This window comes from Actinomycetospora aurantiaca, from assembly GCF_037401875.1.
Lineage (GTDB): Bacteria > Actinomycetota > Actinomycetes > Mycobacteriales > Pseudonocardiaceae > Actinomycetospora > Actinomycetospora aurantiaca.
Genome location: NZ_JBBEGN010000016.1, coordinates 1 through 24,864 on the forward strand (window position 1 = coordinate 1; position 24,864 = coordinate 24,864).

General features: G+C 73.9%; 22 protein-coding genes. 11 read left to right on the forward strand and 11 right to left on the reverse strand.

The genetic code is table 11. From position 1 onward, the window contains the following. Positions 1-8: 8 nt before the first annotated feature. Positions 9-458 carry a DUF6918 family protein gene (locus tag WCD74_RS23595; protein WP_337697338.1) on the reverse strand — a complete coding sequence of 150 codons (450 nt, stop codon included), beginning with the start codon at positions 456-458 and terminating at the stop codon, positions 9-11. 99 nt (positions 459-557) lie between these two features. Next, the gene (locus WCD74_RS23600) at positions 558-1,700 is read right to left on the reverse strand and encodes a polyhydroxyalkanoate synthase family protein (RefSeq protein ID WP_337697339.1); all 1,143 of its coding nucleotides are present in this window, start codon (positions 1,698-1,700) and stop codon (positions 558-560) included. A 266-nt stretch (positions 1,701-1,966) separates the two neighbouring features. On the opposite strand from WCD74_RS23600, the gene WCD74_RS23605 reads away from it, so the two are divergent. Both WCD74_RS23605 and WCD74_RS23610 read left to right on the forward strand, forming a co-directional pair. Further along, positions 1,967-2,767 (forward strand): hypothetical protein, encoded by an 801-nt coding sequence (locus WCD74_RS23605; protein WP_337697340.1) that lies wholly within the window; start codon positions 1,967-1,969, stop codon positions 2,765-2,767. Between the two features lie 345 nt (positions 2,768-3,112). After that, positions 3,113-3,772 (forward strand): DUF4190 domain-containing protein, encoded by a 660-nt coding sequence (locus WCD74_RS23610; RefSeq protein WP_337697341.1) that lies wholly within the window; start codon positions 3,113-3,115, stop codon positions 3,770-3,772. Between the two features lie 67 nt (positions 3,773-3,839). On the opposite strand, the gene WCD74_RS23615 is transcribed toward WCD74_RS23610, so the two are convergent. Further along, positions 3,840-4,115: a hypothetical protein gene (locus tag WCD74_RS23615; RefSeq protein WP_337697342.1), complete on the reverse strand. Its 276-nt coding sequence runs from the start codon at positions 4,113-4,115 to the stop codon at positions 3,840-3,842. 167 nt (positions 4,116-4,282) lie between these two features. Between WCD74_RS23615 and WCD74_RS23620 the strand changes: the two genes are divergently transcribed. Both WCD74_RS23620 and npdG read left to right on the forward strand, forming a co-directional pair. Further along, positions 4,283-5,206 carry an alpha/beta hydrolase gene (locus tag WCD74_RS23620; protein ID WP_337697343.1) on the forward strand — a complete coding sequence of 308 codons (924 nt, stop codon included), beginning with the start codon at positions 4,283-4,285 and terminating at the stop codon, positions 5,204-5,206. Between the two features lie 40 nt (positions 5,207-5,246). Further along, positions 5,247-5,933 (forward strand): NADPH-dependent F420 reductase, encoded by a 687-nt coding sequence (gene npdG, locus WCD74_RS23625; RefSeq protein WP_337697344.1) that lies wholly within the window; start codon positions 5,247-5,249, stop codon positions 5,931-5,933. Between the two features lie 10 nt (positions 5,934-5,943). Here the strand turns inward: npdG and panB are convergent, their stop codons facing one another. Then, positions 5,944-6,756: a 3-methyl-2-oxobutanoate hydroxymethyltransferase gene (gene panB / locus WCD74_RS23630; protein WP_337697345.1), complete on the reverse strand. Its 813-nt coding sequence runs from the start codon at positions 6,754-6,756 to the stop codon at positions 5,944-5,946. A gap of 172 nt (positions 6,757-6,928) precedes the next feature. On the opposite strand from panB, the gene WCD74_RS23635 reads away from it, so the two are divergent. From WCD74_RS23635 to WCD74_RS23650, 4 genes are all read left to right on the forward strand, one after another. Then, positions 6,929-8,587, forward strand: coding sequence for an alpha/beta hydrolase (locus tag WCD74_RS23635; protein ID WP_337697346.1), 1,659 nt, complete (start codon positions 6,929-6,931; stop codon positions 8,585-8,587). Positions 8,588-8,649: 62 nt separating this feature from the next. Then, positions 8,650-9,993 (forward strand): glutamine synthetase family protein, encoded by a 1,344-nt coding sequence (locus WCD74_RS23640; RefSeq protein ID WP_337697347.1) that lies wholly within the window; start codon positions 8,650-8,652, stop codon positions 9,991-9,993. A gap of 37 nt (positions 9,994-10,030) precedes the next feature. Then, complete coding sequence (locus WCD74_RS23645; protein ID WP_337697348.1) at positions 10,031-13,078, forward strand: bifunctional [glutamine synthetase] adenylyltransferase/[glutamine synthetase]-adenylyl-L-tyrosine phosphorylase; 3,048 nt, start codon at positions 10,031-10,033, stop codon at positions 13,076-13,078. A gap of 8 nt (positions 13,079-13,086) precedes the next feature. After that, the gene (locus WCD74_RS23650; protein ID WP_337697349.1) at positions 13,087-14,481 is read left to right on the forward strand and encodes a pyridoxal phosphate-dependent decarboxylase family protein; all 1,395 of its coding nucleotides are present in this window, start codon (positions 13,087-13,089) and stop codon (positions 14,479-14,481) included. On the opposite strand, the gene WCD74_RS23655 is transcribed toward WCD74_RS23650, so the two are convergent. The 3 genes from WCD74_RS23655 to WCD74_RS23665 form a co-directional block, all read right to left on the reverse strand. After that, positions 14,432-14,992, reverse strand: a complete 561-nt coding sequence (locus WCD74_RS23655; RefSeq protein ID WP_337697350.1) for a Uma2 family endonuclease — start codon at positions 14,990-14,992, stop codon at positions 14,432-14,434. The genes WCD74_RS23650 and WCD74_RS23655 overlap by 50 nt on opposite strands. Before the next feature lie 120 nt (positions 14,993-15,112). Further along, positions 15,113-16,468, reverse strand: coding sequence for a S1 family peptidase (locus WCD74_RS23660; protein ID WP_337697351.1), 1,356 nt, complete (start codon positions 16,466-16,468; stop codon positions 15,113-15,115). 144 nt (positions 16,469-16,612) lie between these two features. Beyond that, positions 16,613-18,262 (reverse strand): trypsin-like peptidase domain-containing protein, encoded by a 1,650-nt coding sequence (locus WCD74_RS23665; protein ID WP_337697352.1) that lies wholly within the window; start codon positions 18,260-18,262, stop codon positions 16,613-16,615. Between the two features lie 240 nt (positions 18,263-18,502). On the opposite strand from WCD74_RS23665, the gene WCD74_RS23670 reads away from it, so the two are divergent. Continuing rightward, the gene (locus WCD74_RS23670; protein WP_337697353.1) at positions 18,503-18,823 is read left to right on the forward strand and encodes a hypothetical protein; all 321 of its coding nucleotides are present in this window, start codon (positions 18,503-18,505) and stop codon (positions 18,821-18,823) included. Positions 18,824-19,147: 324 nt separating this feature from the next. Here WCD74_RS23670 and glnA read toward each other — a convergent pair whose 3' ends face one another. Beyond that, entirely contained in the window at positions 19,148-20,569 is a 1,422-nt protein-coding gene (gene glnA / locus WCD74_RS23675; protein WP_337697354.1) for a type I glutamate--ammonia ligase, read from the reverse strand. A 307-nt stretch (positions 20,570-20,876) separates the two neighbouring features. Here glnA and WCD74_RS23680 point away from each other — a divergent pair, with 307 nt between their 5' ends. Then, complete coding sequence (locus WCD74_RS23680; protein ID WP_337697355.1) at positions 20,877-21,341, forward strand: RDD family protein; 465 nt, start codon at positions 20,877-20,879, stop codon at positions 21,339-21,341. Here WCD74_RS23680 and WCD74_RS23685 read toward each other — a convergent pair whose 3' ends face one another. Further along, the gene (locus WCD74_RS23685; protein WP_337697356.1) at positions 21,342-22,085 is read right to left on the reverse strand and encodes a DUF4191 domain-containing protein; all 744 of its coding nucleotides are present in this window, start codon (positions 22,083-22,085) and stop codon (positions 21,342-21,344) included. Between the two features lie 25 nt (positions 22,086-22,110). Then, positions 22,111-23,133, reverse strand: a complete 1,023-nt coding sequence (lipA, locus tag WCD74_RS23690) for a lipoyl synthase (protein ID WP_337697357.1) — start codon at positions 23,131-23,133, stop codon at positions 22,111-22,113. A gap of 44 nt (positions 23,134-23,177) precedes the next feature. On the opposite strand from lipA, the gene WCD74_RS23695 reads away from it, so the two are divergent. Further along, positions 23,178-24,101: an LLM class F420-dependent oxidoreductase gene (locus WCD74_RS23695; RefSeq protein ID WP_337697358.1), complete on the forward strand. Its 924-nt coding sequence runs from the start codon at positions 23,178-23,180 to the stop codon at positions 24,099-24,101. A gap of 1 nt (position 24,102) precedes the next feature. On the opposite strand, the gene WCD74_RS23700 is transcribed toward WCD74_RS23695, so the two are convergent. After that, positions 24,103-24,801, reverse strand: coding sequence for a CAP domain-containing protein (locus tag WCD74_RS23700; RefSeq protein ID WP_337697359.1), 699 nt, complete (start codon positions 24,799-24,801; stop codon positions 24,103-24,105). Between the last annotated feature and the right edge of the window lie 63 nt (positions 24,802-24,864).

Below are 24,864 nucleotides of genomic sequence, written 5' to 3' on the forward strand. Positions count from 1 at the left end.
AGCGGAGCTCACACCGCCGCGTGCTTCTCCACGACGGCGCCGAGGCGCGGCAGCGCCTCGATGACGTTCTCCTGGGCCTTGCCGCGCAGCTTGGAGTAGACCGACGTGATGGCCTGGCGGTTGGACTTCTCCGCGCGCCGGTCGGTCACCGAGAGCAGGGCCTCCGACACCGGCTGCGGGTGGGCGGCCAGGTAGGCGCCGAAGTCACCGGTCGGGGCGGCGTTGTAGGCGGTCCAGTGCGGCTCGAGGGCCTCGACGAACTCGTCGAGCAGCGAGTCGATGACGCCCCAGATGATGCCGGGCTTGATCTTCTTGACGGCGGCGTACCCGGTCTTGATCACGCCGCCGGACAGGCCGCTCTTGTCCTTGACCTCGTCGTCGACGAGCGTCTCGAGGTCGGTGACGACGAATCCGCGCTTGTCGGAGTCGAGCAGGGCTGCCTTCAGGGTGACGGCCACGCGAGGTGTCCTTCCACGGGGGAGCAGGGCAGCGCTGACCGTACGACACCCGTTCGACCGGTCCTCGAACACCCCGGAGGCGAACCACACCGGTGTGGTTCAGTCGTCGTGGTCGGCGATGAAGTCGAGGAACACCGGCCACGTGTGCGACTTCGCGCGGCGGCCGGTGAGGACGCCGAGGTGTCCGCCCGGCTCGACGTCGAAGCGCAGGTCGGACGAGTTCGTCAGCAGGTCGACGCCCGTGCGGACGCTGTCCACCGGGGCGATCCCGTCGTCGGCGCCGGCGATGAGCAGCACCGGGTCGGTCACGGCGGACAGGTGCACCTCGCGACCGCCGATGCGCACGGCGTCGCGGGCGATCTCGTTGCCGCGGATCACGTGGTGGAAGACCTGCCCGAACGCGCGGCCGGGGTAGGCGACCATGTTGTTCATCAGGACGTCGACGGCCTCCATCTGCTCGAGGAGCTCGCGGTCGTCGAGGTGGGTCAGCACCGTCACCGGCTTGGTGATGTACCGGTCGGCGCTGACCAGCTGGAACGCGGCGCGGACGGCGGGCGCGGGGAAGCCGCCCAGCAGGCGGTAGGCGGTGGTGAAGATCCGCCCGCCGGTGTACTCGGCGATCGAGCGGAAGGGCGCCACGATCGGCACCTCGTCGACGTCGACCGGGGCGGCGAACGCGGTGCCGGACGCGACCGGGAGGTCGTGGGCCGCGAGCGTCAGCAGCACGAACAGCCCACCCAGGCTCCACCCGGCGAGGTGCAGGTCGCCCGCGTCCTCGTCGTCGGCGTGGGCCGCCTCGACCGCGGCCGGGAGGACGTCGTCGACCCAGGTCTCCAGGCCCCGTCGTCGCCCCCGCCAGAAGGCGGCGTCGTAGGTGACGATGTAGACCGTCCGGCCGTGCTGGAGCAGGAACTCGACCAGGCTGTTGCCCCGACGCAGGTCGAACGCGAGGTCCGGCGCTCCGAGCGGGGGGACGAGCAGGACCGGGTTCCCGACGGTGCCCGTGACCGGTGCGCCGGTCAGTGGCGCGTACCGGTGCAGGGTCCAGCCCCGTCCCCCGGTGATCGCGGTGCGCGGGTGGCGGGTCGTGTCGGCCAGGTGCCCGTGCCAGAACCGGTCGACGACGTTCGTCGCGGCCGACGACACGCGACCGAGGACGGCGCCGGCCTCGTGCAGCGCCGCGTCGAGCACCGTCGGGGTGTGCTCGGGAGTGCTGGGACCGCCGGTGGCATCGCTGGACACGGCGAGATCGTAGGGCCGATCGGGGGATGACGAGCGGTCGGACCGTGCTCGCGGTCTCGCAGGGTGACACGACGAGTGGTCGTCGGTCCGCGGCCGGACGTCGTTCGTCCTGCTTGACGCTGCGTCACCTCCGGCTGCGGGCAGTGACATCACGCGCCCACTCGGACGCATGACATCCCGCCTGATCAGCAGAGAGACGACTACACCGTCGGTCCGTTTCACTGAGCGGACAGCCCCTCGACCAGGCACGACGGGAGGACGTACGGGTGGAGAGCACGGTGTCGGGCGGGGCGGTGCCCCTGTTCGCGAGCGACGCTCCGGCGGGCGCGGCAGCGGTGGCGGGGCCCGTGCCGGTGGCGGAGTCGGAGCCGGGGGAGCGGACGCCGGCCGCCGACGGCGCGGACACGCGCCGCCGACGCCTCGCGGTGGCCGGCGTGTCTCTCATGGGGGCCGCGGCGGTGAGCACCGCGGTCTTCCAGACGGTCACCGGGAACTCCACCTCGCTCGCGGTGGCCGCCGACCTCGGAGGTCTCCTCGGCGGAACCGCGACGCCGACACCGCAGGGGCCCGTGGCGCCCCCGGTCGTGCCCGCCGCACCAGCCATCACCGACCTCGGGCCGACCGCGCCCATCCCGGTCTCCGCCGACCCGACCACCCCGTCCCCGACCCAGGTCGACCTCGCCGCGCACCGGGGCCCGTTGGCCGGGCCGGGCGACGTGCCCGCGCGTGCGGCGGCTCCGGCGGCTCCGGCACCCGATGGAGGCGGCTCCGGGGGCGGACCGTTCTCCTCCGCGCCCGGCGGGACCGGGTCCTCGACCCCGAGCCGGCGGCCGTCGAGCACGCCGAATCCGACGACCCCGCAGACGACCCCGCCCACGTCGTCGAGCAGCGCTCCGCCCACGTCGACGACGACCACGCCCCCGAGGTCGACGACCAGCGCCCCGCCCACGTCGACCAGCAGTGCGCCGCCGGAGTCCTCGAGCAGCGTCCCGCCGACCTCCTCGAGCAGTGCCCCGTCGTCGAGTTCGCCCTCGTCGCCGTCGTCCGGGGGAAACTCGCAGGACTGAGCCGGCGCGGCGTCGAGTGCGACACCACGCAGATCCGCTGTCCGCGGAATCTGCCCCACGTCGCGCTCGGTGCGGCGGCGGCGGGATGTTGCGCCACACGCACGGTGGGCGGCGTGCTCGGGCCGCTCGCGCCGTCCGCGTCCCCGTGACGCGGACAGCTGGGCGTCGTGCTCGGACCCGGGCCGGCGCGCTGCCCGCACGCCGGGTGACCGACGCGGGGTCGGTCCCGCGACCACGGAGTGCGTTTCGTGTCCGTTCGCCGGGTCGGTGTCGGTGCGTCGTGCAAGGATGCCGCGCATCACGACCGGGCCCCCGGCGGGCCGTACACCGAGGTGGGACGGGGACATGAGCGAGTCGAACCGCGAGCCGCAGGACGGGGATCCGTTCGCGCGTCCGCAGGGCGAACAGGCCGGTGCGGACGGCGGAGCGGACCGGTCCGGCTACCCGCCGCCCGGGGCCTACTCCTCCGGGCCGAGCTCGCAGCCCACCGCGGCGCCCTCCGGGTACGACACCGGCGACCAGGCGTCCGGCACGCCGAGCTACGGGCAGACGGAACCCAGCCAGCAGCAGTACGGCGCCCAGGGCTACGGCCAACAGGGCTACGGCCAGCAGTACGGCCAGCAGCCCGCCTACGGCCAGCAGCCGGGCTACGGCGCCGGTCCGGTCTCGGGCAGCCAGCCCGCCCCCGGGTACGGCCCGCCGCCCGCGTACGGCCAGCAGCCCGGCTACGGCTACCCGCCCGGCGCGGGCGCGCCGACGAACGCGCTGGCGATCACGTCGCTGGTGCTGTCGCTCCTGACGTTCTTCTTCGGCATCACGGCGATCGGCGGGGTGATCTGCGGGCACATCGCGCGCCGCCAGATCCGCGAGCGGGGCGAGAACGGCGACGGGCTCGCGCTGGCCGGCCTGATCATCGGCTACATCTTCATCGGCCTGTTCGTGCTCGCGATCGTCTTCTTCATCGTCTTCGGACTGATCATCGCCGGGTCGAGCGCCACCTACTGACACCGGCGCCGGAGACGACGACGCCCCCGGCACCCGCGAGCGGGACCGGGGGCGTCGGCGGGCGGGGTCAGCGGCGGCGCAGGTTCTGGCGCTGCTCGGCGCGCAGCTGGTGGATCACCATCGGCAGCACGACGAGCGCGACGAACGGCAGGCCCACCATCGGGAGGGCGAACAGTCCGAGCAGCCCGAGCGCCATGACCACGAGGGCGGTCACCGGCGAGGTGACGACGCCGCGCAGCCGCGCCAGGTCGGGGAGGGCCCGCCCGGCACCGGCCCGCTCGGCGGGGCCGACGGTGGCGATGCGGGGGAGGGTCGGGGTGTTCTGGGGCCAGGGCAGAGCCATCGGGAGCGCGGGGTCCTTCGAGGTCGCGGGGCGGCGGGGAGACCTGCACCGGACCCGCCCGTGATCGATCGGGCCCGGCATGCCGAGAGACGTCATACCGGGCCCCGCGTTGCGCGGAGGTCATGTCTCGATTCAGCAACGGCGATCCCACCCCCTAGGGTGCCGACGTGACCGACCTCGACCCCGACGTGGCCGCGCTGCTCGACCGCTGGGCCGACCGGCCCGCGATGTTCGCCGGCACCGACACCGACGAGGGGATCGCCGCCGCCCGCGACCGGTTCGCCGACGCGATGCGCGAGACCGTCCGCCCGGCGGGTGCCGGCCCGGAGGTCCGCGACGACGGTCCGGTGCCGGTCCGGGTGCACCGCCCGGCCGACCGCACGTGCGACGCGCTGGTCGTGCACGCCCACGGCGGCGGGTGGGTGCTCGGCGGCGGCGAGATCTACGACCCGGTCGCGCAGCGTCTCGCCGATGACACCGGTGCAGTCGTGATCGCCCTGGACTACCGGCTCGCGCCGGAGCACCGCTTCCCGGTGCCGCTGCACGACGTCCTCGAGGGCCTCGCCTGGGCGGTCGACCACGCCGCCGAGTGGGACGCCGACCCGGCCCGGGTCGCCCTCGCCGGCGACTCCGCGGGCGCGAACCTGGTCGCGGGCGCCGCGCTCGCGCGCCGCGACCGGCGCGAACCCGTCGTCGGGACCCTGCTGGTCTACCCGCCGCCGGACTTCGAGGGCCGCTACGCGTCGGTGCGCGAGAACGGCGAGGGGTACGTCCTGACGGCGGGCGACGTCGTCGCCTGCTCGAAGCTCTACCTCGGGTCGGCGAACCCGAAGGGCGACGTCCGCCTCTCCCCGATGCGGACCGAGCTCGCCGGGCTCGGGCCGACGATCGTCGCGACCGCCGGCTTCGACCCGCTGCGCGACGCCGGCCGGGCGTTCGCCGAGGCGCTGACCACGGCGGGTGTGGACGTGCGGCTGCGCGAGCACCCGGCGCTCGTGCACGGCTTCCTCGGCCTCACCGGGGTCGTCCCGGCCGCCGACGACGCCGTCGCCGCGCTGCACCGGGAGTTCGCCGCGCTGCTCGGCGCGTGATAATAAACAGTCCGTCCTGACCGTTCGAGAAGGAGCGCCCGTGACCGAACCCATCGACCCGACGACCCTCACCGTCGGGGTCCTCGGCGGCACCGGCGCCCAGGGCAAGGGCCTGGCGCTGCGGTGGGCGGCGGCCGGGATCCGCGTGATCGTCGGCTCGCGCTCGGCGGAGCGGGCGGAGACCTCCGCCGCCGAGTACCGCGACCTGACCGGGACGGAGAACGTCACCGGCACGGACAACGCGACGTGCGCGGAGCAGGCGGACGTCGTGCTGGCCGCGGTGCCGTGGGAGTCGCACGCCGACACCCTGACGGGCCTCGTCGAGCCGCTGCGGGGCAAGATCCTGATCGACTGCGTCAACCCGCTCGGGTTCGACAAGAAGGGCCCGTACCCGCTGCCGGTCGAGGAGGGCAGCGTCGCGCAGCAGGCCGAGCAGCTGCTCCCGGAGACCCGCGTGACCGCCGCGTTCCACAACGTCTCGGCGGTCCTGCTCGCGGACCTCGAGCAGGACCACGTGGACTGCGACGTCCTCGTGCTCGGCGACGACCGCGAGGCCACCGACGTGGTGCGCGCGCTGGCCGACGCGATCACCGGCGTGCGCGGGGTCTACGCCGGCCGGCTGCGCAACGCCTACCAGGTGGAGTGCCTGACCGCGAACCTCATCGCGATCAACCGCCGCTACAAGGTGCACGCCGGCGTGAAGATCGTGTGGCCCGAGGACGGCTGAGCGGCCTGACTCAGCGGAAGCTGTGCTCCTCGGCGGGGTAGACGCCCTCGCGCACCTCGCGCGCGAACTGCTCCGCGGCCCCGCCGAGGGCGCCGGCCAGGTCGGCGTAGCGCTTGACGAACCGCGGGACGCGCCCGGTGTTGAGGCCGGCCATGTCCGGCCACACCAGCACCTGCGCGTCGCAGTCCGGCCCGGCGCCGATCCCGACGGTGGGGATGCGCAGCTCGCCGGTCACCTTCTTCGCGACGTCGGCCGGGACCATCTCCAGCACCGTCGCGAACGCCCCGGCCTCCTGGACGGCGAGCGCGTCGGCGAGGAGCTTGTCGGCACCCTCGCCGCGGCCCTGCACCCGGAAGCCGCCCAGGGCGTGCTCGCTCTGCGGGGTGAAGCCGAGGTGGGCCATGACGGGGATGCCGGCGTCGACCAGAGCGCGGATCTGCGGCGCGTAGTGCGCCCCGCCCTCCAGCTTGACCGCGGCCGCGCCGCCCTCCTTCATGAACCGCACCGCGGTCTCCAGCGCCTGGCCGGGGGAGACCTGGTAGGAGCCGAACGGCAGGTCGGCGACGATCAGGGCGCGGGACGCACCGCGCACGACCGCCTTGCACAGCATCAGCAGCTCGTCGACCGACACCGGCACGGTGGAGTCGTACCCGAGCACGTTGTTCGCGGCGGAGTCGCCGACCAGCAGGACGGGGATGTCCGCGGCGTCGAACACCTTCGCCGTCGGGAAGTCGTAGGCCGTCAGCATCGGCCACCGCTGTCCGGCGTCCTTCCACTGCTGCAGGTGGTGGATGCGGACGCGCTTCGGTGCGGGTGACGTCATCGTCGTGTCCTCCTGCCTCGAGGCCCGCTCGTCGCGGGTCCCCGGGCGTGTGCGAGGGGTTCGGTGCGCACGAAGCCTGCCCCGCGGGCCGCCGTCGTGCCGGTGCTTGTCGCCGGACTCACACCGACCCACCCCGACGGAGACCTCATCGGGCGGTTGCGAGGATGGCCGCGTGCATCCGGGGAGCAGCCACGTCCGAACGAGCCGTTCCCGCAGGTCCCGACGACGGGTCTGGCCACTGGTCGCGCTGCTCGCGGCGCTGCTCGTCGCGGGGGCCTGCGCCGACGCCGTCCCGCGGACCACGTCCCAGGCGGCGCCCCCGTCGGCATCCCCGTCGGCATCCCCGGCCCCGGCCGGCGGCGTCCCGGCCGGGCTGGACCGCTTCTACTCCCAGCAGCTCTCGTGGGGCTCGTGCCTGCCGTTCGCGACGACGGACGACCAGCGCCAGTTCTACGGCCTGCCCGGCTTCGAGTGCTCCCGGCTCGAGGTGCCGGTGGACTACGCGAACCCGGCGGGGCGGACCGCCCAGGTCGCGGTGTCGCGGCTGAAGGCCTCGGACGCGCCGGGCCGGATCGGGTCGCTGCTGGTCAACCCCGGCGGGCCCGGTGCCTCCGGCATCGAGATCGCCTCGCAGCTCGCGATCCTCACCCGCGGTGAGGAGGTCTCCCGCCGCTTCGACCTGGTCGGCTTCGACCCGCGCGGCATCGGCGCGAGCACCCCGACGATCCGGTGCCTGACCCCGGCCGAGCAGGACACCCAGCGCGCCACCGACATCACCGACCCGTCCCCGGCGGGCGTCGCGCGGGCCGAGGGCCTCGCCCGGCAGACCGCCGACGGCTGCACGCAGAAGACCGGCGCGGACATGCTCGCGAACGTCGGCACCCGCGACGTCGCGAAGGACATGGACGTGCTGCGGGCCGTGCTCGGCGACCGGCAGCTGAACTACCTCGGGTTCTCCTACGGCACCCGGATCGGGTCGACCTACGCCGAGCAGTTCCCGGGCAACGTCCGCGCGATGGTCCTCGACGGCGCGCTGGACCCGGACCAGGACCCGACCGACGAGGTCGTCAACCAGGGCCGCGGGTTCCAGGGCGCGTTCGAGGCGTTCGCCAAGGACTGCGCCACCAAGCCGGGCTGCCCGCTGGGCACCGACCCCGCGCAGGCGACCACCCGCTACCAGGAGCTGACCCGGCCGCTGCTCGCCTCCCCGGGCCGGCTGCCCGACGGCCGGACGTTCTCCTACGGCGACGCCCAGCAGGGCACCATCCAGGCGCTGTACGCCACCTCGCTGTGGCCGGACCTGCGCCAGGGCCTGACCGAGCTGACCCAGGGACGCGGCCAGACCCTGATGGGCCTCGCCGACCAGTACTACGACCGCGCCCCCGACGGCACCTACTCCCCGCAGCAGGACGCGTTCACCGCGATCCGATGCGTCGACGACCCGCGCGTCACCGACCCGGCCGCCGCCCTGGACCGCGCCCGCCGCTACAACGAGGCGGCGCCGTTCCTGGACTCCGGGCGCGGGCCGAGCGCCGCCCTGGACTCGTGCGCGTTCTGGCCGCCGCAGGCCCCCGTGACCGGGGGCCCGCACGTCCCGCAGGCACCGGGCCTGGCGCCGCCGCTGGTGGTCTCCACCACCGGCGACCCGGCGACGCCCTACCAGGCCGGCGTGGACCTCGCGAAGGCCCTGAACGGCTCGCTGCTGACCAAGGTCGGCGACCAGCACACGGCGACCTTCCAGGGCTTCGGGTGCGTGGACGCGATCGTCACGCGCTACCTGGTCGACGGCACGCCGGCGCCGCCGGAGGCGCGGTGCACCGACAACGGGTGATCGTCGTCGGCGCGGGGACCCCTGTGACGTCCCTGTAACACGGTCTCCTTAGGGTCGCGAGCATGGATCGGCAGCAGGAGTTCGTCCTGCGGACGTTGGACGAGCGCGACATCCGGTTCGTGCGGCTGTGGTTCACCGACGTGCTCGGCTACCTCAAGTCCGTGGCGATCGCCCCGGCCGAGCTGGAGGGCGCGTTCGCCGAGGGCATCGGGTTCGACGGCTCGTCGATCGAGGGCTTCAGCCGGGTCTACGAGTCCGACATGGTCGCCAAGCCCGACCCGTCGACCTTCCAGGTGCTGCCGTGGGAGGACGCCGACGGCGACCACTACTCGGCCCGCATGCTCTGCGACATCACCATGCCCGACGGCTCCCCGTCCTGGGCCGACCCGCGCCACGTGCTGCGCCGCGCGCTCTCGCGCGCCGCCGAGGCCGGCTTCACCTGCTACGTCCACCCCGAGATCGAGTTCTACCTGCTCCGGGACCTTCCCGACGACGGGTCGCCGCCGGTCCCGGCCGACACCGGCGGCTACTTCGACCAGGCGAGCCACGACGTCGCGCCGCACTTCCGGCGCCGCTGCATCGACTCGCTCGAGGCGATGGGCATCTCGGTCGAGTTCTCCCACCACGAGGGCGGTCCCGGGCAGCAGGAGATCGACCTGCGCTACGCCGACGCCCTGACCATGGCGGACAACATCATGACGTTCCGCTACCTGGTCAAGGAGGTGGCGATCACCCAGGGCGTGCGGGCGTCGTTCATGCCCAAGCCGTTCACCCAGCACCCGGGGTCGGCGATGCACACCCACGTCAGCCTGTTCGAAGGCGACCAGAACGCGTTCCACGACGCCTCCGAGCCCTACGAGCTGTCCAAGACCGGCAAGGCGTTCGTCGCCGGGGTGCTGCGGCACGCCCGCGAGATGTCGGCCGTGACCAACCAGTTCGTGAACTCCTACAAGCGCCTGGTCGTCGGCGGCGAGGCCCCGACGGCGGTGTGCTGGGGCCACGCGAACCGGTCCGCGCTGGTCCGGGTGCCGATGTACTCGCCGGGCAAGGCGTCGTCCCGCCGGGTGGAGGTGCGCTCCCTGGACTCCGCGGCGAACCCGTACCTGGCGTACGCGGTGATCCTCGGGGCGGGGCTGAAGGGCATCGCGGAGGGCTACGAGCTGCCGCCGGCGGCCGAGGACAACGTGTGGTCGCTGACCGAGGGCGAGCGCCGCGCGATGGGCTACCAGACGCTGCCGCAGAACCTCGACGGCGCGCTGCAGGCCTTCGAGCAGTCCGACCTCATGGCGGAGATCCTCGGCGAGCACGTCTACGACTTCTTCCTGCGCAACAAGCGCAGCGAGTGGGACGCCTACCGCCGCAACGTGACCCCCTACGAGCTGGCGACCTACCTGCCGACGCTGTAGGACCCGTCGTCTCCGACCCGCGACTAGGGTCGTCCCGGTGACGACTCCTCCCGTCGCGCGCGACCGACGACCCGCTCGCGCGCCGGCCCGTCTCGGGTTCACCGACGCCGACGCCGGGCCCCGCCTCGCCGACCTCGGCTGGTGGGACGGCGACGACGCCGTCCCGGCCGCGGCGCTCGTCGTGTGGGCCCTGGCGCGGGCGGCCGACCCCGATCTCGCGCTGGCCGCCGTCGAGAACCTGCGCGAGTCGCTCGGGGAGTCGTGGGCGGAGCTGGAGTCGGCGCTGCGGGTCGACCAGGGGCTGCGCGGGCGGCTGTTCGGGGTGCTGGGCGGGTCCACCGCGCTCGGTGAGCACCTGGTCTCGCAGCCGGAGCGCTGGCGGCTGCTGCGCACCGTGCTGGCCCCCGGCCGGGTGCACGACGAGTCCCGGCTGCCCAGCGCCGAGGACCGGCGCCGCACCCACCTCGACGCGGTCGGCGCCGACGCGGACGCGCCGGCGCCCGTCGCCGGCGTGACCGGGCACGGGGCCGTGGAGCTGCTGCGCCTGGCGTGGCGTGACGACGTGCTGCTGCTGGCGGCCGCCGACCTGCAGTCGGTGTGCGAGCCGGAGCTGCCGTTCTGGCCGGTCGACGTGATCTCCGCCCAGCTCGCGGACGTCGCGGCCGCCGGGCTGGAGGCCGCGCTCGCCGTGGCCCGGGCGGAGGTGGGCGCGGATGCCGTCGAGGGGGTGCGGCTCGGCGTCATCGGGATGGGCAAGTGCGGGGGACGCGAGCTGAACTACGTCTCCGACATCGATGTGATCTTCCTCCACGACGGGCCGGCGGACGTCGCGACCCGGCTCGCCTCGACGATGATGCGGGTGGCCACGGAGGCCTTCCTGGAGATCGACGCCAACCTGCGTCCCGAGGGCCGCTCCGGGCAGCTCACGCGCACCCTCGAGGGCCACGTGTCCTACTACCGGCGCTGGGCCCGGACCTGGGAGTTCCAGGCGCTGCTCAAGGCCCGGCCGGTCGCCGGCGACGCGGAGCTGGGCCGGGAGTACTGCGAGGCGCTCGCCCCGATGGTGTGGGAGGCGGCCGAGCGCGACGACTTCGTCGCCGACGTCCGCGCGATGCGCAAGCGGGTCGAGGACCACATCCGCCACGACGTCGCCGACCGCGAGCTCAAGCTCGGCCGCGGCGGGCTGCGCGACGTGGAGTTCGCGGTGCAGCTGCTGCAGCTGGTGCACGGGCGCGGGGACGGGACGCTGCGCGGGCAGAACACCCTGGAGACGCTGGCCGCGCTCGGCGAGGGCGGCTACATCGGCCGGGACGACGCCGCGAACCTCGCCGCCTCCTACCGCTTCCTGCGGATGCTCGAGCACCGCGTGCAGCTGCAGCGCCTGCGCCGCACCCACCTCTTCCCCTCCGACGACGACACCGCGGGCCTGCGCTGGCTCGCCCGCGCCGCCAAGCTGCGGGCGGACGGGCGCCGGGACGCCGTCGGTGTGCTGCAGGCCGAGCGCTCGCGCACGACGGTCCGCGTCCGGCGGCTGCACGAGAAGCTGTTCTACCGCCCACTGCTGGAGTCGGTGGCCAACATCGCCGGCTCGGACCTGGTGCTCACCGAGGAGTCCGCGACCCGGCGGCTCGCGGCGCTCGGGTGGAGCTCGCCGTCGGGGGCCCTCAAGCACGTGGCCGCGCTGACCGCGGGGACCGGCCGGGCCGCGCGCATCCAGCGGGCGCTCCTGCCGGTGCTGCTCGACCAGCTCGGCCACACCGCCGATCCGGACCACGGCCTGCTCGCGTACCGGAAGGTGTCGGAGGCGCTCGCGTCCACGCCGTGGTTCCTGGCGCTGCTGCGCGACGAGGGCCTGGCCGCGGACCGACTGATGTACGTGCTCGGCACCTCCCGGTGGGTCGCCGAGATGATGCCGCGCTCCCCGGAGGTGCTGCGCCTGCTCGGCGGCGACGGGCCGCAGGCCGAGCTGGTCGCCCGCGACCCGGCCGAGGTGGCGGTCTCGCTGCGGGCCGCGGTCGCGCGGCACACCGACCCGCGCTCGGCCGGCAACGTCGCGCGGTCGCTGCGCCGTGTGGAGCTGCTGCGCGTGGCGTGCGCGGACCTGCTCGGGCTGACCGACGTGGTGCGCGTGTGCACGGCCCTGTCGAGCGTGTGGGCCGCGGTGCTGCAGGCCGGGCTGGACGCCGCGATCCGAGAGCGCGCCGGGGCCGCCCCGGCGCCCGCGGTGATCTCCATCGTCGGCATGGGCCGGCTCGGCGGGGGCGAGCTGGGCTACGGGTCGGACGCGGACGTGGTGGCGGTGTGCGAGCCGGTCGAGGGCGCCTCGGACCAGGACGCGACGACGTTCGCCCGGGGGGTCGTCGAGTCCGTCGTCTCCGCGTTGGGGGCGCCCAGCCCGGACCCCGCGCTCGAGGTCGACACCAAGCTGCGTCCCGAGGGTCGCAGCGGACCGCTCGTGCGGACCCTGTCGTCGTACGCGGACTACCTGCGGCGCTGGGCGCAGACCTGGGAGTGCCAGGCGCTGCTGCGGGCCCGCCCCGTGGCTGGTGACGAGGACCTGGGGCGGCGCTTCGAGGAGATGATCGCGCCGTACCGCTACCCCGAGGGCGGACTGCCCGAGGAGCAGGCGACGGAGATCCGGCGCATGAAGGCCCGGGTCGACGCCGAACGCCTGCCCCGCGGTGCCGACCGGGCCCTGCACACCAAGCTCGGCACCGGCGGGCTCGCCGACGTCGAGTGGACCGTGCAGCTCCTGCAGCTCCAGCACGCCGGGCAGCACCCCGCGCTGCGCACGACCTCCACCCTGGACGCCCTCACCGCGCTGGCGGCCGAGGGGCTGCTCACCGAGGACGACGCGGCGACGCTGACCAGCGGCTGGACGACCGCGACCCGCGCCCGCGGCGTCGCGACGCTGGTCCGCGGCAAGCCCACCGACCAGCTCCCGCGCTCCGGCCACGAGCTCGCGGGCATCGCGTCCGCCCTGGGCTACCCGGAGGACGACCCGGGAGCGTGCATCGACGAGTACCGCCGCATCACCCGGCACGCGCGCGCCGTGGTGGACCGGGTGTTCTCGGCCGTCCGGTGAGCTCTCCGGTGAGCTCGCCCGTGATCGAGGAGCTCGACGCGGCCCGGCGGTTCGCCGACCGGTGGCTCGCCTCCCTGCCGACGCGCCCGGTCGGGGTGCCGGCGGACCCGGCGGCGCTGCGGGCGGCCCTCGGCGACCTCCCCGACGACGGGCTCCCCGCGGCCGGGGTGCTCGACGACCTCGCGGCCGCGCTGGAGCCGGGCCTGGTGGCCAGCGGCGGCCCGCGCTACTTCGGGTTCGTCACCGGCGGGACGCTGCCGGTGGCGCTCGCGGCCGACTGGATGGTGACGGCGGCGGACCAGGACGCCGCGGTCGCGGTGATGTCGCCGGCCGCGGCCGTCGTCGAGGAGGTCGCGGGCCGGTGGGCGCTCGACCTGCTCGGCCTGCCCACCGACGCTGCGGTGGGCTTCGCGACCGGGGCCCAGACGGCGAACATCGCATGCCTGGCCGCCGCGCGGCACGCCCTGCTCGCGGCCGCGGGTCACGACGTCGAGGCCGACGGACTCGCGGGCGCGCCGCCGGTGACGGTGCTGGTGGGCGCGGCCGGGCACGCCACCGTGCTCCAGGCGCTGCGCCTGCTCGGGTTCGGCGCCCGGCACGCGGTCCGGGTCCCGGCCGACGCGCAGGGCGCGATGCTCCCGGACGCGCTGGCCGCGGCCCTCGACGCGGCGCCCGGCCCGGTGCTGGTGTGCGCCCAGGCCGGGCAGGTGAACACCGGGGCGTGCGACCCGCTGGACGCGATCGCCGACGTGGTCCGGGCGCGGGAGAACGCCTGGCTGCACGTCGACGGGGCGTTCGGGCTGTGGGCCGCGGCGTCCCCGACGCGGCGCCACCTCGTGGCGGGCGCCGACCGCGCCGACTCCTGGGCGGTCGACGCGCACAAGTGGCTCAACGTCCCCTACGACTCGGCGCTGGCGGTGGTCCGCGACCGTGCCGCGCTGGCCACCGCGATGTCGGTGTCGGCGCCCTACCTCCCGCTCGGCGAGCAGGACCCGTCCACCCGCACGCTGGAGAACTCCCGCCGGGCCCGGGGCGTGCCGGTCTACGCGGCGCTGCGGACCCTGGGCCGGCAGGGCGTCGCCGACCTGGTGGACCGGTGCTGCGACCTCGCGGCGCGGGCGGCGGAGCGGTTCGCGGGGCACGCGGAGGTGGTGAACGACGTCGTGCTCAACCAGGTGCTGGTGCGCTTCCCCGGGGTCGACGTCGCCGGGCTCGCGCGGGCGGTCGCCGAGGACGGGACGTGCTGGGTCGGCACCACGGTGTGGGACGGCGTGCCCGCCCTGCGGTTCTCGGTGTCGAACTGGTCGACGACCACGGCGGACGTGGACCTCTCCGTCGACCGGATCCTGGCGCTCAGCGGGCGAGGTGCGGCAGGTCCAGGATCGCGGGGAACGGCTCGGTGAGCTCGACGACGGGGCCGGTCGCGACCTCGCGGTAGGCGCCGTCGACGAGTTCGTGCAGGTGCCCGACGGGGCCGTCCTGCTCGATCCGGAGGTACCACCGGATCCCGGCCTCCGCGTAGAGGTGGGGCTTGAGGATCCGGTCGTGCGCGGCGTTGCCCGGGCTCACGACCTCGACGACGAGCACCACGTCCGCCGCCTCGTTGACGACCGTCGCGGGGTCGAGGCCATGTCGCATCACGCCGACGTCCGGCATGAGCAGTCTGTTCCGCCCGACGCGCACCGTCGGCTCGCCGACGACGGACCACTGCGGGGCCGCCGCGGCGTCGAGGGCCGCGAAGCTCCGGTAGGCGAGCCGTTGGTGCTGGTTCGACCCGCGAGGGCTCATCACGAGTGCACCGTCGACGAGCTCAACGGGACTCTTCTCCGGGAGCTCGAGCCAGTCCCGCTCCGTCCAGGGCTCGGAGCGGTCGAGGAAGCCGGGGGCCTCGTCCTGGTGCTGCGGTGCGGCCACGGTGCGCCTCCTCGGTGATCCGTGACGGTCATGGTCGCACCATCGCAGCGACCACCGACAGCCTCGGCGGACGCGTCGAGCCCCTCCGGGAGGACCCGGAGGGGCTCGACGTGCTCGGGTTCAGCGGTCCTCGGGGGTCCGCTCCACGGTGGGCGCCGGCTCCTCCTCCGGCCGCGGGGCCGGGACGGTGCCCCACGGCGGGGTCGCGAACGGAGCCGGCGCGGGACCCGCCGTCGGGAAGGGGCCGCTGGGGTGCCCGGCGGGGAAGCCGACCGGACCGGTCGTCGGGAAGGCCGGGGCCCGGCGGCGGGAGCGGCGGACCAGCAGGACCGCCGTGAGGACGCCGCCGGCGAGGACCAGGAACGCCACCACCGAGGCCGCGACGATCGCGAGCGTGCGGGTGCGGGTCTCGCTCGCGTCGCCGACCGTCGCGTAGGCCTGCTGAGCCGTGGTGAGCTGCTTCGCGGCCTGCGTGTGGTCCGGGCGCAGGCGGGTGACCTCGGTGAACGCGGCGACCGCGTCGGCGTTCTCGCCGGTGGCGAGGGCGTCGAGGCCGGCGCGGTAGCGGGTGTCGACCGGGCCGGGCGCGGTGACGACGCCGTGCCGCTCGAGCATGCTGCGCAGCGCGGAGCTCGGCGCCAGGAAGTTGAAGGCGCCGGAGTCGCCGATCCCCATGCTGTTCAGGCCGACGACCCGGCCGCGGGCGTCGACCGCGGGCCCGCCGCTCATGCCGGGCGCCATGTCCGCGCTGACCTCCACGAACGGGACGCCGTCGCGGGTCTGGACGGAGCTGACGGTGCCGTCCTTCCAGCTCGGGTCGCGGCTGGGGTCCATGAGCCGGTCGCGGTCGGCGGGGTAGCCGACCGCCGTGACCGGGGTGCCGGGCGTGGGGTCGCCGGCCGGGGCGAGGGCGGCGGCGGGGAGGTTCTCGCCGTCGACGTCGAGCAGGGCGACGTCGCCGCGCTCGTTGGGCACGGAGTCGACGATCTCCGCGTCCAGGCGCTTCTCCGGCCCGGAGGCGTCCGCCCGCACGACGGTGACGTCGCGCTCCACCGGGCTCCCGGGCGTGGGGCCGCCGATGTCGTAGCGGGCGAGGATGAAGGCCTCGTACTGGATGGCGGTGCCGGTGGCGCCGGGGGTGGTCGCGACGTCGCCGGCGAGGCGGCGGCGCAGCGAGTCGGTCAGGTCGGTCGCGTCGACGCAGTGCCCGGCGGTGGCCACGTGGCCGTCGTTCGCGACGATCACCCCGGAGCAGGTCCCGGTGACGGCCACGGTGCCGATCTCCCGGCCGGTGCCCTTCTCGCGGACCCAGCCGGTGGCGCGGGTCTCGACGTAGGTGACCGCGGGCAGCACCTCCGCGACGAGACGCTCGCGGGGGAGGGCCGGTTCGGTCTGCGCGACGGCGGGGGCGGCGGTCATCAGGAGGGCGCCCCCGACGACGGCGCCGGTGAGCAGGGTGGTCACGACTCGCTTCATGGCGGTGCTCGCTTCGTATCCGTGGGACCTGTCGAGGTCCCTGACCAGCGGTGACGCTGAAACTACGAAGCGAGCGGGGCGGGGGAATGCGTAGAACCCCCCGGGTGACCCGGGGGGTTCTACGCTGATCGCTCGTGGGGCCGGTCAGGCGAGGCCCACCCCGCAGCCTCCGCAGAAGCGGGCGCCGGTGGCGCGGGCGGTGCCGCAGTTCGGGCAGTGGCCGGGGCCGCTCGGGGCCTCGGTCAGGGGAGTCGCGGGAGCCGCCGGGGCCACCGGAGCCATGCCGGCGGGCGGCGTGGCGACGGCGACCGGGGCCGCCGGGGCGACCTCGGCTGCCGGGGCCGCCGGGGCGGCCGGGGCCGGGAAGCCGACCGGGGGAGAGGCCGGGGCGGCGGGCATCGCGCCGTGCTGCCCGTACGGCGCGGCACCGAAGCCGGCCGGGGCCTGGAACTGCTGCGGGGCGTACTGCGGCTGCGGGACCTGCCGGCCGTACTGCTGCTGGGCGAGGGTCGCGGGGGTCTGCTGGAGCGGCACCTGGTAGCCGGTCGGCAGGCCGAAGCCGGGCTGGGCGACGGAGACCTGCGGGGCGGCCACGGCAGCCCGCCGACGCTTGTTCCGGACGACGATCCCGACCGCGATCCCGGCGACGACCAGCACGAACAGCACACCGCCGCCGATCAGGCCCCAGCCGAGCAGGCCCATGCCCTTGTCCCCGAACTGGTCGTGGGCGCGGGCGGCCTTCGCCTTGTAGTCGGCCGCGACCTTCGAGTCCGGCGCGATGTCGAGGACCGTCGCGAACTGCTCCTCGGCGTCGGAGTAGTAGCCCTGGTAGTAGTCCGCCAGACCGGCCCGGTAGGCCTGGTCGAAGGCGCCGGGCTGGGCCTGGACGCCGTTGCGGGCGAGCATCTCCTGCAGGGTCGAGCTCGGCGCGACGTAGTTGAACGAGGCGCTGCGCTCGCTGATGCCCATGCTGTTGATGCCGACGACCTGGCCCTGCTGGTCGACCGTCGGGCCACCGCTCATGCCCTGGCCCATGTCCGCGGTGATCTGCAGGAACGGGATGCCGTTCTGGTTCTGCGTGCCGCTGACCGAGCCGTCCTTGAAGGTCGGCTGCAGGCTCGGGTCCATCACCTGGTCGACGACGCCCGGGTAGCCGATGCTCATCACCTGCGTGCCCGTGGTGGTCGAGTTCGGCGGTGCGACCTCGACGGTCGGGAGGTTGGTGGCATTGACCTTCAGCAGCGCCACGTCGCCCTGCGCGTTGGGCTTCGAGTCGACGATCTGGGCCTGCATCGGGGTCTGCTGCGGCCCCTCGGAGGCGCGGGACACCGACACCTTCTTGTCGGCCGGCGAGCCGCCGACGTCGCCCTCGAGCTTGTAGTTCGCCATCACGTAGTCGTAGGTCGTGGTGGCGTCGTATCCGGACCGGGCGGCGCTGGTGGAGATCTCGGTGGCCAGCTCCTCCTGGATGTCCAGGTCGGAGACGCAGTGGCCGGCGGTCGCGATGTAGCCGTTCGGGTTCACGACGAAGCCGGTGCACTGCATGCTGAGGTCGAAGGGGCCCTCGATGGAGCCGTCGGCCATGTTGCGCAGGTAGGTGTGCACGTCGGTCTGGAGGTAGACGACCCCGGGCAGGACCTCGGCCGACACCCGCTCCTGCACGGGTGCGGTGGTCGGATCGGGGCCACCCCCACCATCCTGGGCCAGGGCTGGGGGTGCGGTGGCCAGCAGCGCGGCACCGGTGACCGCGACGATGCCGAGGGTGGACTTCCAGGTCGGCAGGCTCTTGCGCATGGTCGATCTCCTCACTCCACGTGACTGTTCGGTGTCCGGAGAGGGAGTTCCTCACCTGTGTGGACCGCCATAGAGTCACACAGGGTGGCGAGCGGGGCAAGCAGTCGGGGCCGATATCCCGGATTTATGTCGAAAATTGACACTTCTCGCGGATGTCGTGACGCTCCGTCGATCGTCACGACGGGTGATGTGGGCGGACCGGCTGGCGCCGGGCGGGGGTCGCCCGTCATCATCGAACACGTGTTCGAGGAGCGTGGGCCGGCGCAGCGCCGCAACGATCGCTCGGGCGCCCTGCAGCGCACCGAGGTCCGCCGGGTGTGGGTGGACCTGGCCGTCGCGTACCCGCGTCCGGCGGGCCGGCCGCCCCGCGCCGTGCCCGACGGGGTCGACCTCCAGAGCCGGGTCCCGGGGGAGCTCCTCGGCTGGCGCCGCACGACGACGGGGGAGTGGGTGGGCTGGGTCTGCGTGCCGATCAGCCAGGGCGAGGAGATCCGCTACGTCTACCAGTACGTGGCGGCGGCGGCGCTGTCCCCGCGCGACGACGTGCCCGACCGGCGGTGAACCGACCCGGCTCGCCGCGATGCGTGCCGCTCGACGTCGCGGAGGAACGCGAAGATCCCGTTCCAGAGCGCGGACCGATCGGTCCCCGCCCCACTTCGCGCGGCTCGACGAGATGGTGCTCGGCCGGTCGCCGGGAGAGTGACACCAGGCATCCGCGCGTGCCTCTCGATCTGCGCGGTGTCGCACTCGCGCCCGGCGGTCGGGCGCCCCGGCGCACTCGGACTCACGACGACGTGCCCGACCCGCCCCGACCCGACGTCGGGAACGCAGAACGGCCCGGCCACCCCCGAGGGGTGACCGGGCCGGTGCGGGCCGATCAGGAGATCAGCAGTTGTAGTACAGCTCGAACTCGTACGGGTGCGGGCGCAGCCGCAGGCCCGTGACGTCGTCGCGCTTGAGCTCGATCCACTTCTCGATCAGGTCGGAGGTGAACACGCCGCCCTCGAGCAGGTAGTCGTGGTCGGCCTCGAGGTTGTTCACCGCGGCGTCGAGGCTGGCCGGCACCTGCGCGATGTTGGCGGCCTCCTCCGGCGGGAGCTCGTAGAGGTCCTTGTCGACCGGCGTCGGCGGCTCGATCTTGTTCCGGATGCCGTCGAGGCCCGCCATCATCATGGCCGCGAACGACAGGTACGGGTTGCCCGACGAGTCCGGGCAGCGGAACTCGAGGCGCTTGGCCTTCGGGTTGTTGCCGGTGATCGGGATGCGCACGCACGCCGAGCGGTTGCGGTTCGAGTAGACCAGGTTGATCGGGGCCTCGAAGCCGGGCACCAGGCGGTGGTAGGAGTTCGCGGTGGCGTTGGTGAACGCCACGAGCGAGGGCGCGTGGTGCAGGATGCCGCCGATGTAGTGGCGGGCCAGGTCGGAGAGCCCGGCGTAGCCATTCTCGTCGTAGAACAGCGGCTCGCCGCCCTTGAACAGCGACTGGTGGCAGTGCATGCCCGAGCCGTTGTCGCCCGCGATCGGCTTCGGCATGAAGGTCACGGTCTTGCCGGCCTGCCACGCCGTGTTCTTGACGATGTACTTGAACAGCTGCAGGTCGTCCGCCGCGTGCAGCAGCGTGTTGAACTTGTAGTTGATCTCGGCCTGGCCGCCGGTGCCGACCTCGTGGTGCAGCTTCTCGAGCTCGAAGCCCGAGTTCATGAGGTTGGTGCCGATCGCCGCGCGCAGGTCGGAGGTCTGGTCGGTCGGCTCGACCGGGAAGTAGCCGCCCTTGGCCTTGATCTTGTAGCCCTTGTTGCCGCCCGGCTCGTCGCGCCCGGTGTTCCAGGCGCCCTCGATCGAGTCGACGGCGTAGAACTGGGTCCGCATCGAGGACTCGTAGCGGACCTCGTCGAAGATGTAGAACTCGGCCTCGGGGCCGAAGAAGCAGGTGTCCGCCACGTCGACGGTGGACAGGAAGTTCTCCGCCTTGCGGGCCACGTTGCGCGGGTCGCGGCTGTAGGCCTCGAGCGTCAGCGGGTCGTGCACGAAGAAGTTCATGTTCAGGGTCTTCTGGGCCCGGAACGGGTCGATGCGCGCGGTCGCCACGTCGGGCAGCAGCGTCATGTCCGACTCGTTGATGGTCTGGAACCCGGTGACCGACGAGCCGTCGAAGGCGAGGCCGTCGTTGAAGACGCCCTCGCTGAACTCCGAGGCGGGCACGGTGAAGTGCTGCATCTGGCCGGGGAGGTCGCAGAACCGGACGTCGACGTACTGCACCCCCTCGTCGGAGATGTACTTGAAGACCTCGTCCTTGTTGCTGAACACCCTCACTGGCTCCTTCTCGAGGCACTGTCTTCCGGTCGAGCGACCCGCCCGGCAGGACCGGATCACCGCATCAGGTGACTCCGGACGCTAGGCGGCGGACGTTTCTCATCCGTCGCACCGATGTTTCGCAGCAGTTAACGGGCACGCGTCACACTGCTCGGGCTCCGTTGCCGGGACGCGTCTCGACGACGCGGCACCGTAGCCTGTCAGAGTGTCGTGGTTTCGTGAATGGCTCACCGACGACAGGCCCGACCGGGCGTCGGACGGTGGTCCGGAACGCGACGGACGACCGGCCCGTGCACGGGACGTGCCCACCGCTAGGCCGAACGGGCGGCCGGCGTCGGCGAGCGTCGGGTCCCCGAACCACGAGGGCGACACGGCCGACGGCGGGTGGCCGGGCCAGGACCTCGGCCTGCCGGAGTCCGGGCCGGGCTCGGTCGCGAGCCCTCCACGACGCCTCGGGCAGTTCCTGCTCGACCTGCTCGTCGGCGGCCTGGTGGCCTCGGCGATCTCGTTCCCGGCGCCGACCTACCTCAGCCTGGCCGTGTGGGCGGTGCTGGTGACCGTGCCGGTCGCGCTCCTCGGCCAGACGCCCGCGATGGTGCTCACCGGGCTGCGGGTGCTGCGCGCCGACGGCGCCGACCGCGTCGGCGCGTGGGCCCTGGCCCGCACGGTGTCGCTGTTCTTCGTGATCCCGGCCGTGATCATAGACCGGGACGCGCGCGGGCTGCACGACCGCGTCAGCCGCACGGTCGTGGTCCGCACCCGCTGATCAGCGACGGCGCACGGTGCGCTGCATGCCCTTCATCTGCGCGCCCTTGGGCACCGGGCCCTTCGGCATCGCCGGCCCGCCGCGGCCGGCGATCGCGGCCAGCCGCTTCTCGAGGGTGTCCATCTGCGAGCGGTCGATGTTGCGGGGGAGCTTCGCCATGTGGCGCTGCAGCTTGGAGAGCTCCACCTCGCCCTCGGACTTCCCGACCGCGACCTCGTAGATCGGCACCTGCCCGGCGACGCGCGAGACCTTCTTCTTCTCCTGCGCGAGCAGGCCCTTGGTGCGGTGCGAGGCGCCCTCGGCCACGAGGATCACCCCGGGCCGGCCGATGACGCGGTGCACGACGTCGAGCTGGGTGGTGCCGGCGACCGCCTGCGTCACCCGCCACGGGCCGCGCATGTTGTCCAGCGCCCAGCCGGCGGCGCCGGGCTGGCCGTCGGCCTTGGCGTACACGTTGTTCTGCACGCGGCGCCCGAACACGATCATCGCGACCGCCAGGCCGAGGATGACCCCGATCGGCACCAGGTACCAGGACTGCCCGATGAGCAGCCCGATGACCAGGAAGATCAACGCCGTCACGACGACGGCCCCGATCATCAGCGGCAGGAGGAGCTTGTCCTCCTTGCGCTGCATCTGGAAGGCCTGCCAGATCTGCGACCAGCGCTGCTTGCGCGCCGCCCGCGCAGCCTGCCTGGCGGCCTTCTTCTCTTCCTTGGTCGCCTTACCGGCAGTGCCCTTGGCCATGCCGCCCATTCTGCCGGATGGCGGCCTACGCGCGGCGCGCGAGGACCGATCCGACCTCCTGGCGGGCCTCGCCCTCGGCCGCCAGCTCCTCCATGCCCTCGGGCAGCGCCTCGCCGCGGTGCAGCTTGGCCTGCGCGTAGAGCCGGCCCGCCCGGTACGACGACCGCACCAGCGGCCCGGCCATCACGCCGGCGATCCCCATCTCCAGGGCGGCGTCCCGGTGCTCCACGAACTCCTCGGGCTTCACCCACCGCTCCACCGGGTGGTGGCGCAGCGACGGGCGCAGGTACTGGGTGAGCGTGAGCAGGTCGCACCCGGCGTCGTGCAGGTCCTGCATCGCCGCCGTGACCTCCTCGGGGGTCTCGCCCATGCCGAGGATGAGGTTCGACTTCGTGACGAGGCCCGCGGCGCGCGCCTTGCGGATCACGTCGAGCGAGCGCTCGTAGCGGAAGGCCGGGCGGATGCGCCGGAAGATGCGCGGCACGGTCTCGAGGTTGTGCGCGAGCACCTCGGGGGCCGCGTCGAAGACCGGGCCCAGCTGGTCGTCCCGGCCGTCGAAGTCCGGGATCAGCAGCTCGACGCCGGTGCCCGGGTTGAGCTCGTGCACCTGCCGGACGGTCTCGGCGTAGAGCCAGGACCCGCCGTCGTCCAGGTCGTCGCGGGCGACGCCGGTGATCGTCGAGTAGCGCAGCCCCATCTGGCGCACCGACTCGGCGACCTTGCGCGGCTCGAAACGGTCGAGCGGGGAGGGCTTCCCGGTGTCGATCTGGCAGAAGTCGCACCGCCGGGTGCACTGCTCGCCGCCGATGAGGAACGTCGCCTCGCGGTCCTCCCAGCACTCGTAGATGTTGGGGCAGCCCGCCTCCTCGCAGACGGTGGCGAGCCCGGCGGAGCGCACCATGCCCTTGAGCTCGGAGAAGTTCGGGCCGGTCTGCACACGGGTGCGGATCCACTCGGGCTTGCGCTCGATGGGCGTCTGGGAGTTGCGGACCTCGAGGCGGAGCAGCTTGCGTCCTGCCGGTGCCGTGGGATCAGCGCTCGTGGTCACGGGTCCCAGCCTACGCGGGATGCCCCGTTAGGCTGATCGACGTCATGGACCTCCGGATCTTCACCGAACCGCAGCAGGGCGCGACCTACGACGACCTGCTGCGGGTGGCCCGGTGTGCGGAGGAGTGCCGCTACGACGCGTTCTTCCGCTCCGACCACTTCCTCGCGATGGGCCACTCGTCCGGCCTGCCCGGGCCCACCGACGCGTGGGTGACGCTGGGTGCGCTGGCGCGGGAGACGTCGGTCATCCGGCTCGGCACGTTGATGACGGCCGCCACGTTCCGGCTGCCGGGCCCGCTCGGCGTCGCGGTGGCGCAGGTCGACCACATGTCCGGCGGGCGGATCGAGCTCGGGATCGGCACCGGCTGGTACTCCGATGAGCACCACGCGTACGGGATCCCGTTCCCGCCGCTGGGGCAGCGGTTCGACATGCTCGCCGAGCAGCTGGAGATCCTGACCGGTGCGTGGGGCTCCCCGGTCGGGCGGCCCTGGTCCTTCTCCGGCGAGCACTACACCTTCACCGACAGCCCGGGCCTGCCCAAGCCGCTCCAGGAGCCCTACCCGCCGGTGATCGTCGGCGGGTCCGGTCCGCGCCGCACCCCGGCGCTGGCGGCCCGCTTCGCGGACGAGGTCAACGTCCCGTTCGCCTCCGTCGAGCACGTGGCGGCGCAGTTCGCGCGGGTCCGCGAGGAGTGCGCCGTGATCGGCCGCGACCCGGCGACCCTGCGCTACTCGACCGCCCAGGTGCTCTGCGCGGGGACCTCCGAGGCCGAGGTGGAGCGGCGGGCGGCCGCGATCGGGCGTGAGCCCGACGAGCTGCGCGCGCACGGCATCGCGGGGACCGCGACCGAGATCACCGACCGGCTCGCCCGGTTCGCCGACGTCGGCGTGGAGCGGGTGTACCTGCAGGTGCTCGACCTGTCCGACCTCGCGCACCTGGAGTTCGTGGCCGGGACCTGCGGGCTGTGAGCTACCGCCCGAACTCCTGCACCCAGTAGTTCCCCGACTCGCCCACGCCCAGGGTGCGGAACGAGCAGTCGAGGATATTGCGCCGGTGCCCCGGGGACTCCATCCAGTCGTCCATGACCTCGTCGGCGCTGCTCTGTCCCTGGGCGATGTTCTCGCCGCCCGGGCTGTCGTAGCCGGCGGCGCGGACCCGGTCGGAGAAGTCGGACCCGTCCGGACCGGTGTGCGAGAACGTCCCGGTGCGCTCCATGAGGGCCGCGTAGTCCGCCGCGGCCCGGTCGAGGGTCCCGTTCCCGGCGACCGCGCCGCAGCCGGCGTCGGCCCGGGCGGCGTTCACGAGGGCCAGGACCCGAGCGGCGGGTCCGCTCGCGGCAGCCGCGGCGGCGCGCGCCGTGGTCCGCCGTGCCGTGGTGCGGGTGGTGGTGCTCGTCGGTCGGGGCGTCGTGGTGGTGGTCGTGGGGGCGGCGGTGGGCACCGGGGGCAGGGCCGGGAGGGCGGGCAGGGCCGGGGGGACGGCGGGTGCGGGCAGGGCCGCGACGGCGCCGGCGGCGCGGACGGCGTCCGCGTCGTCGGTGCCGTCCACATCGTCCGTGCCGGGCCGCAGCAGCAGCGCCGCCGCGACCAGGCCCAGGACGACGACGGCCACCCCGGCGCCGAGCGCGACTCGGCGGCGGGGTGGCTGATCGGGTCGGTGCCGGCTCACGTCGTCGACGGTGGCAGCGGCGTCAGGTCACGGACAGGTCACGGGCGATCGGGCACGACGAGC

Excerpts from the sequence above, each read along its gene's own strand:
- WCD74_RS23665 (WP_337697352.1), bottom strand. The coding sequence starts at position 18,262 with ATGCGCAAGAGCCTGCCGACCTGGAAGTCCACCCTCGGCATCGTCGCG.
- WCD74_RS23695 (WP_337697358.1), top strand. The coding sequence starts at position 23,178 with ATGGACCTCCGGATCTTCACCGAACCGCAGCAGGGCGCGACCTACGAC.
- WCD74_RS23640 (WP_337697347.1), top strand. The coding sequence starts at position 8,650 with ATGGATCGGCAGCAGGAGTTCGTCCTGCGGACGTTGGACGAGCGCGAC.
- WCD74_RS23615 (WP_337697342.1), bottom strand. The coding sequence starts at position 4,115 with ATGGCTCTGCCCTGGCCCCAGAACACCCCGACCCTCCCCCGCATCGCC.
- WCD74_RS23660 (WP_337697351.1), bottom strand. The coding sequence starts at position 16,468 with ATGAAGCGAGTCGTGACCACCCTGCTCACCGGCGCCGTCGTCGGGGGC.
- panB (WP_337697345.1), bottom strand. The coding sequence starts at position 6,756 with ATGACGTCACCCGCACCGAAGCGCGTCCGCATCCACCACCTGCAGCAG.
- WCD74_RS23610 (WP_337697341.1), top strand. The coding sequence starts at position 3,113 with ATGAGCGAGTCGAACCGCGAGCCGCAGGACGGGGATCCGTTCGCGCGT.
- WCD74_RS23685 (WP_337697356.1), bottom strand. The coding sequence starts at position 22,085 with ATGGCCAAGGGCACTGCCGGTAAGGCGACCAAGGAAGAGAAGAAGGCC.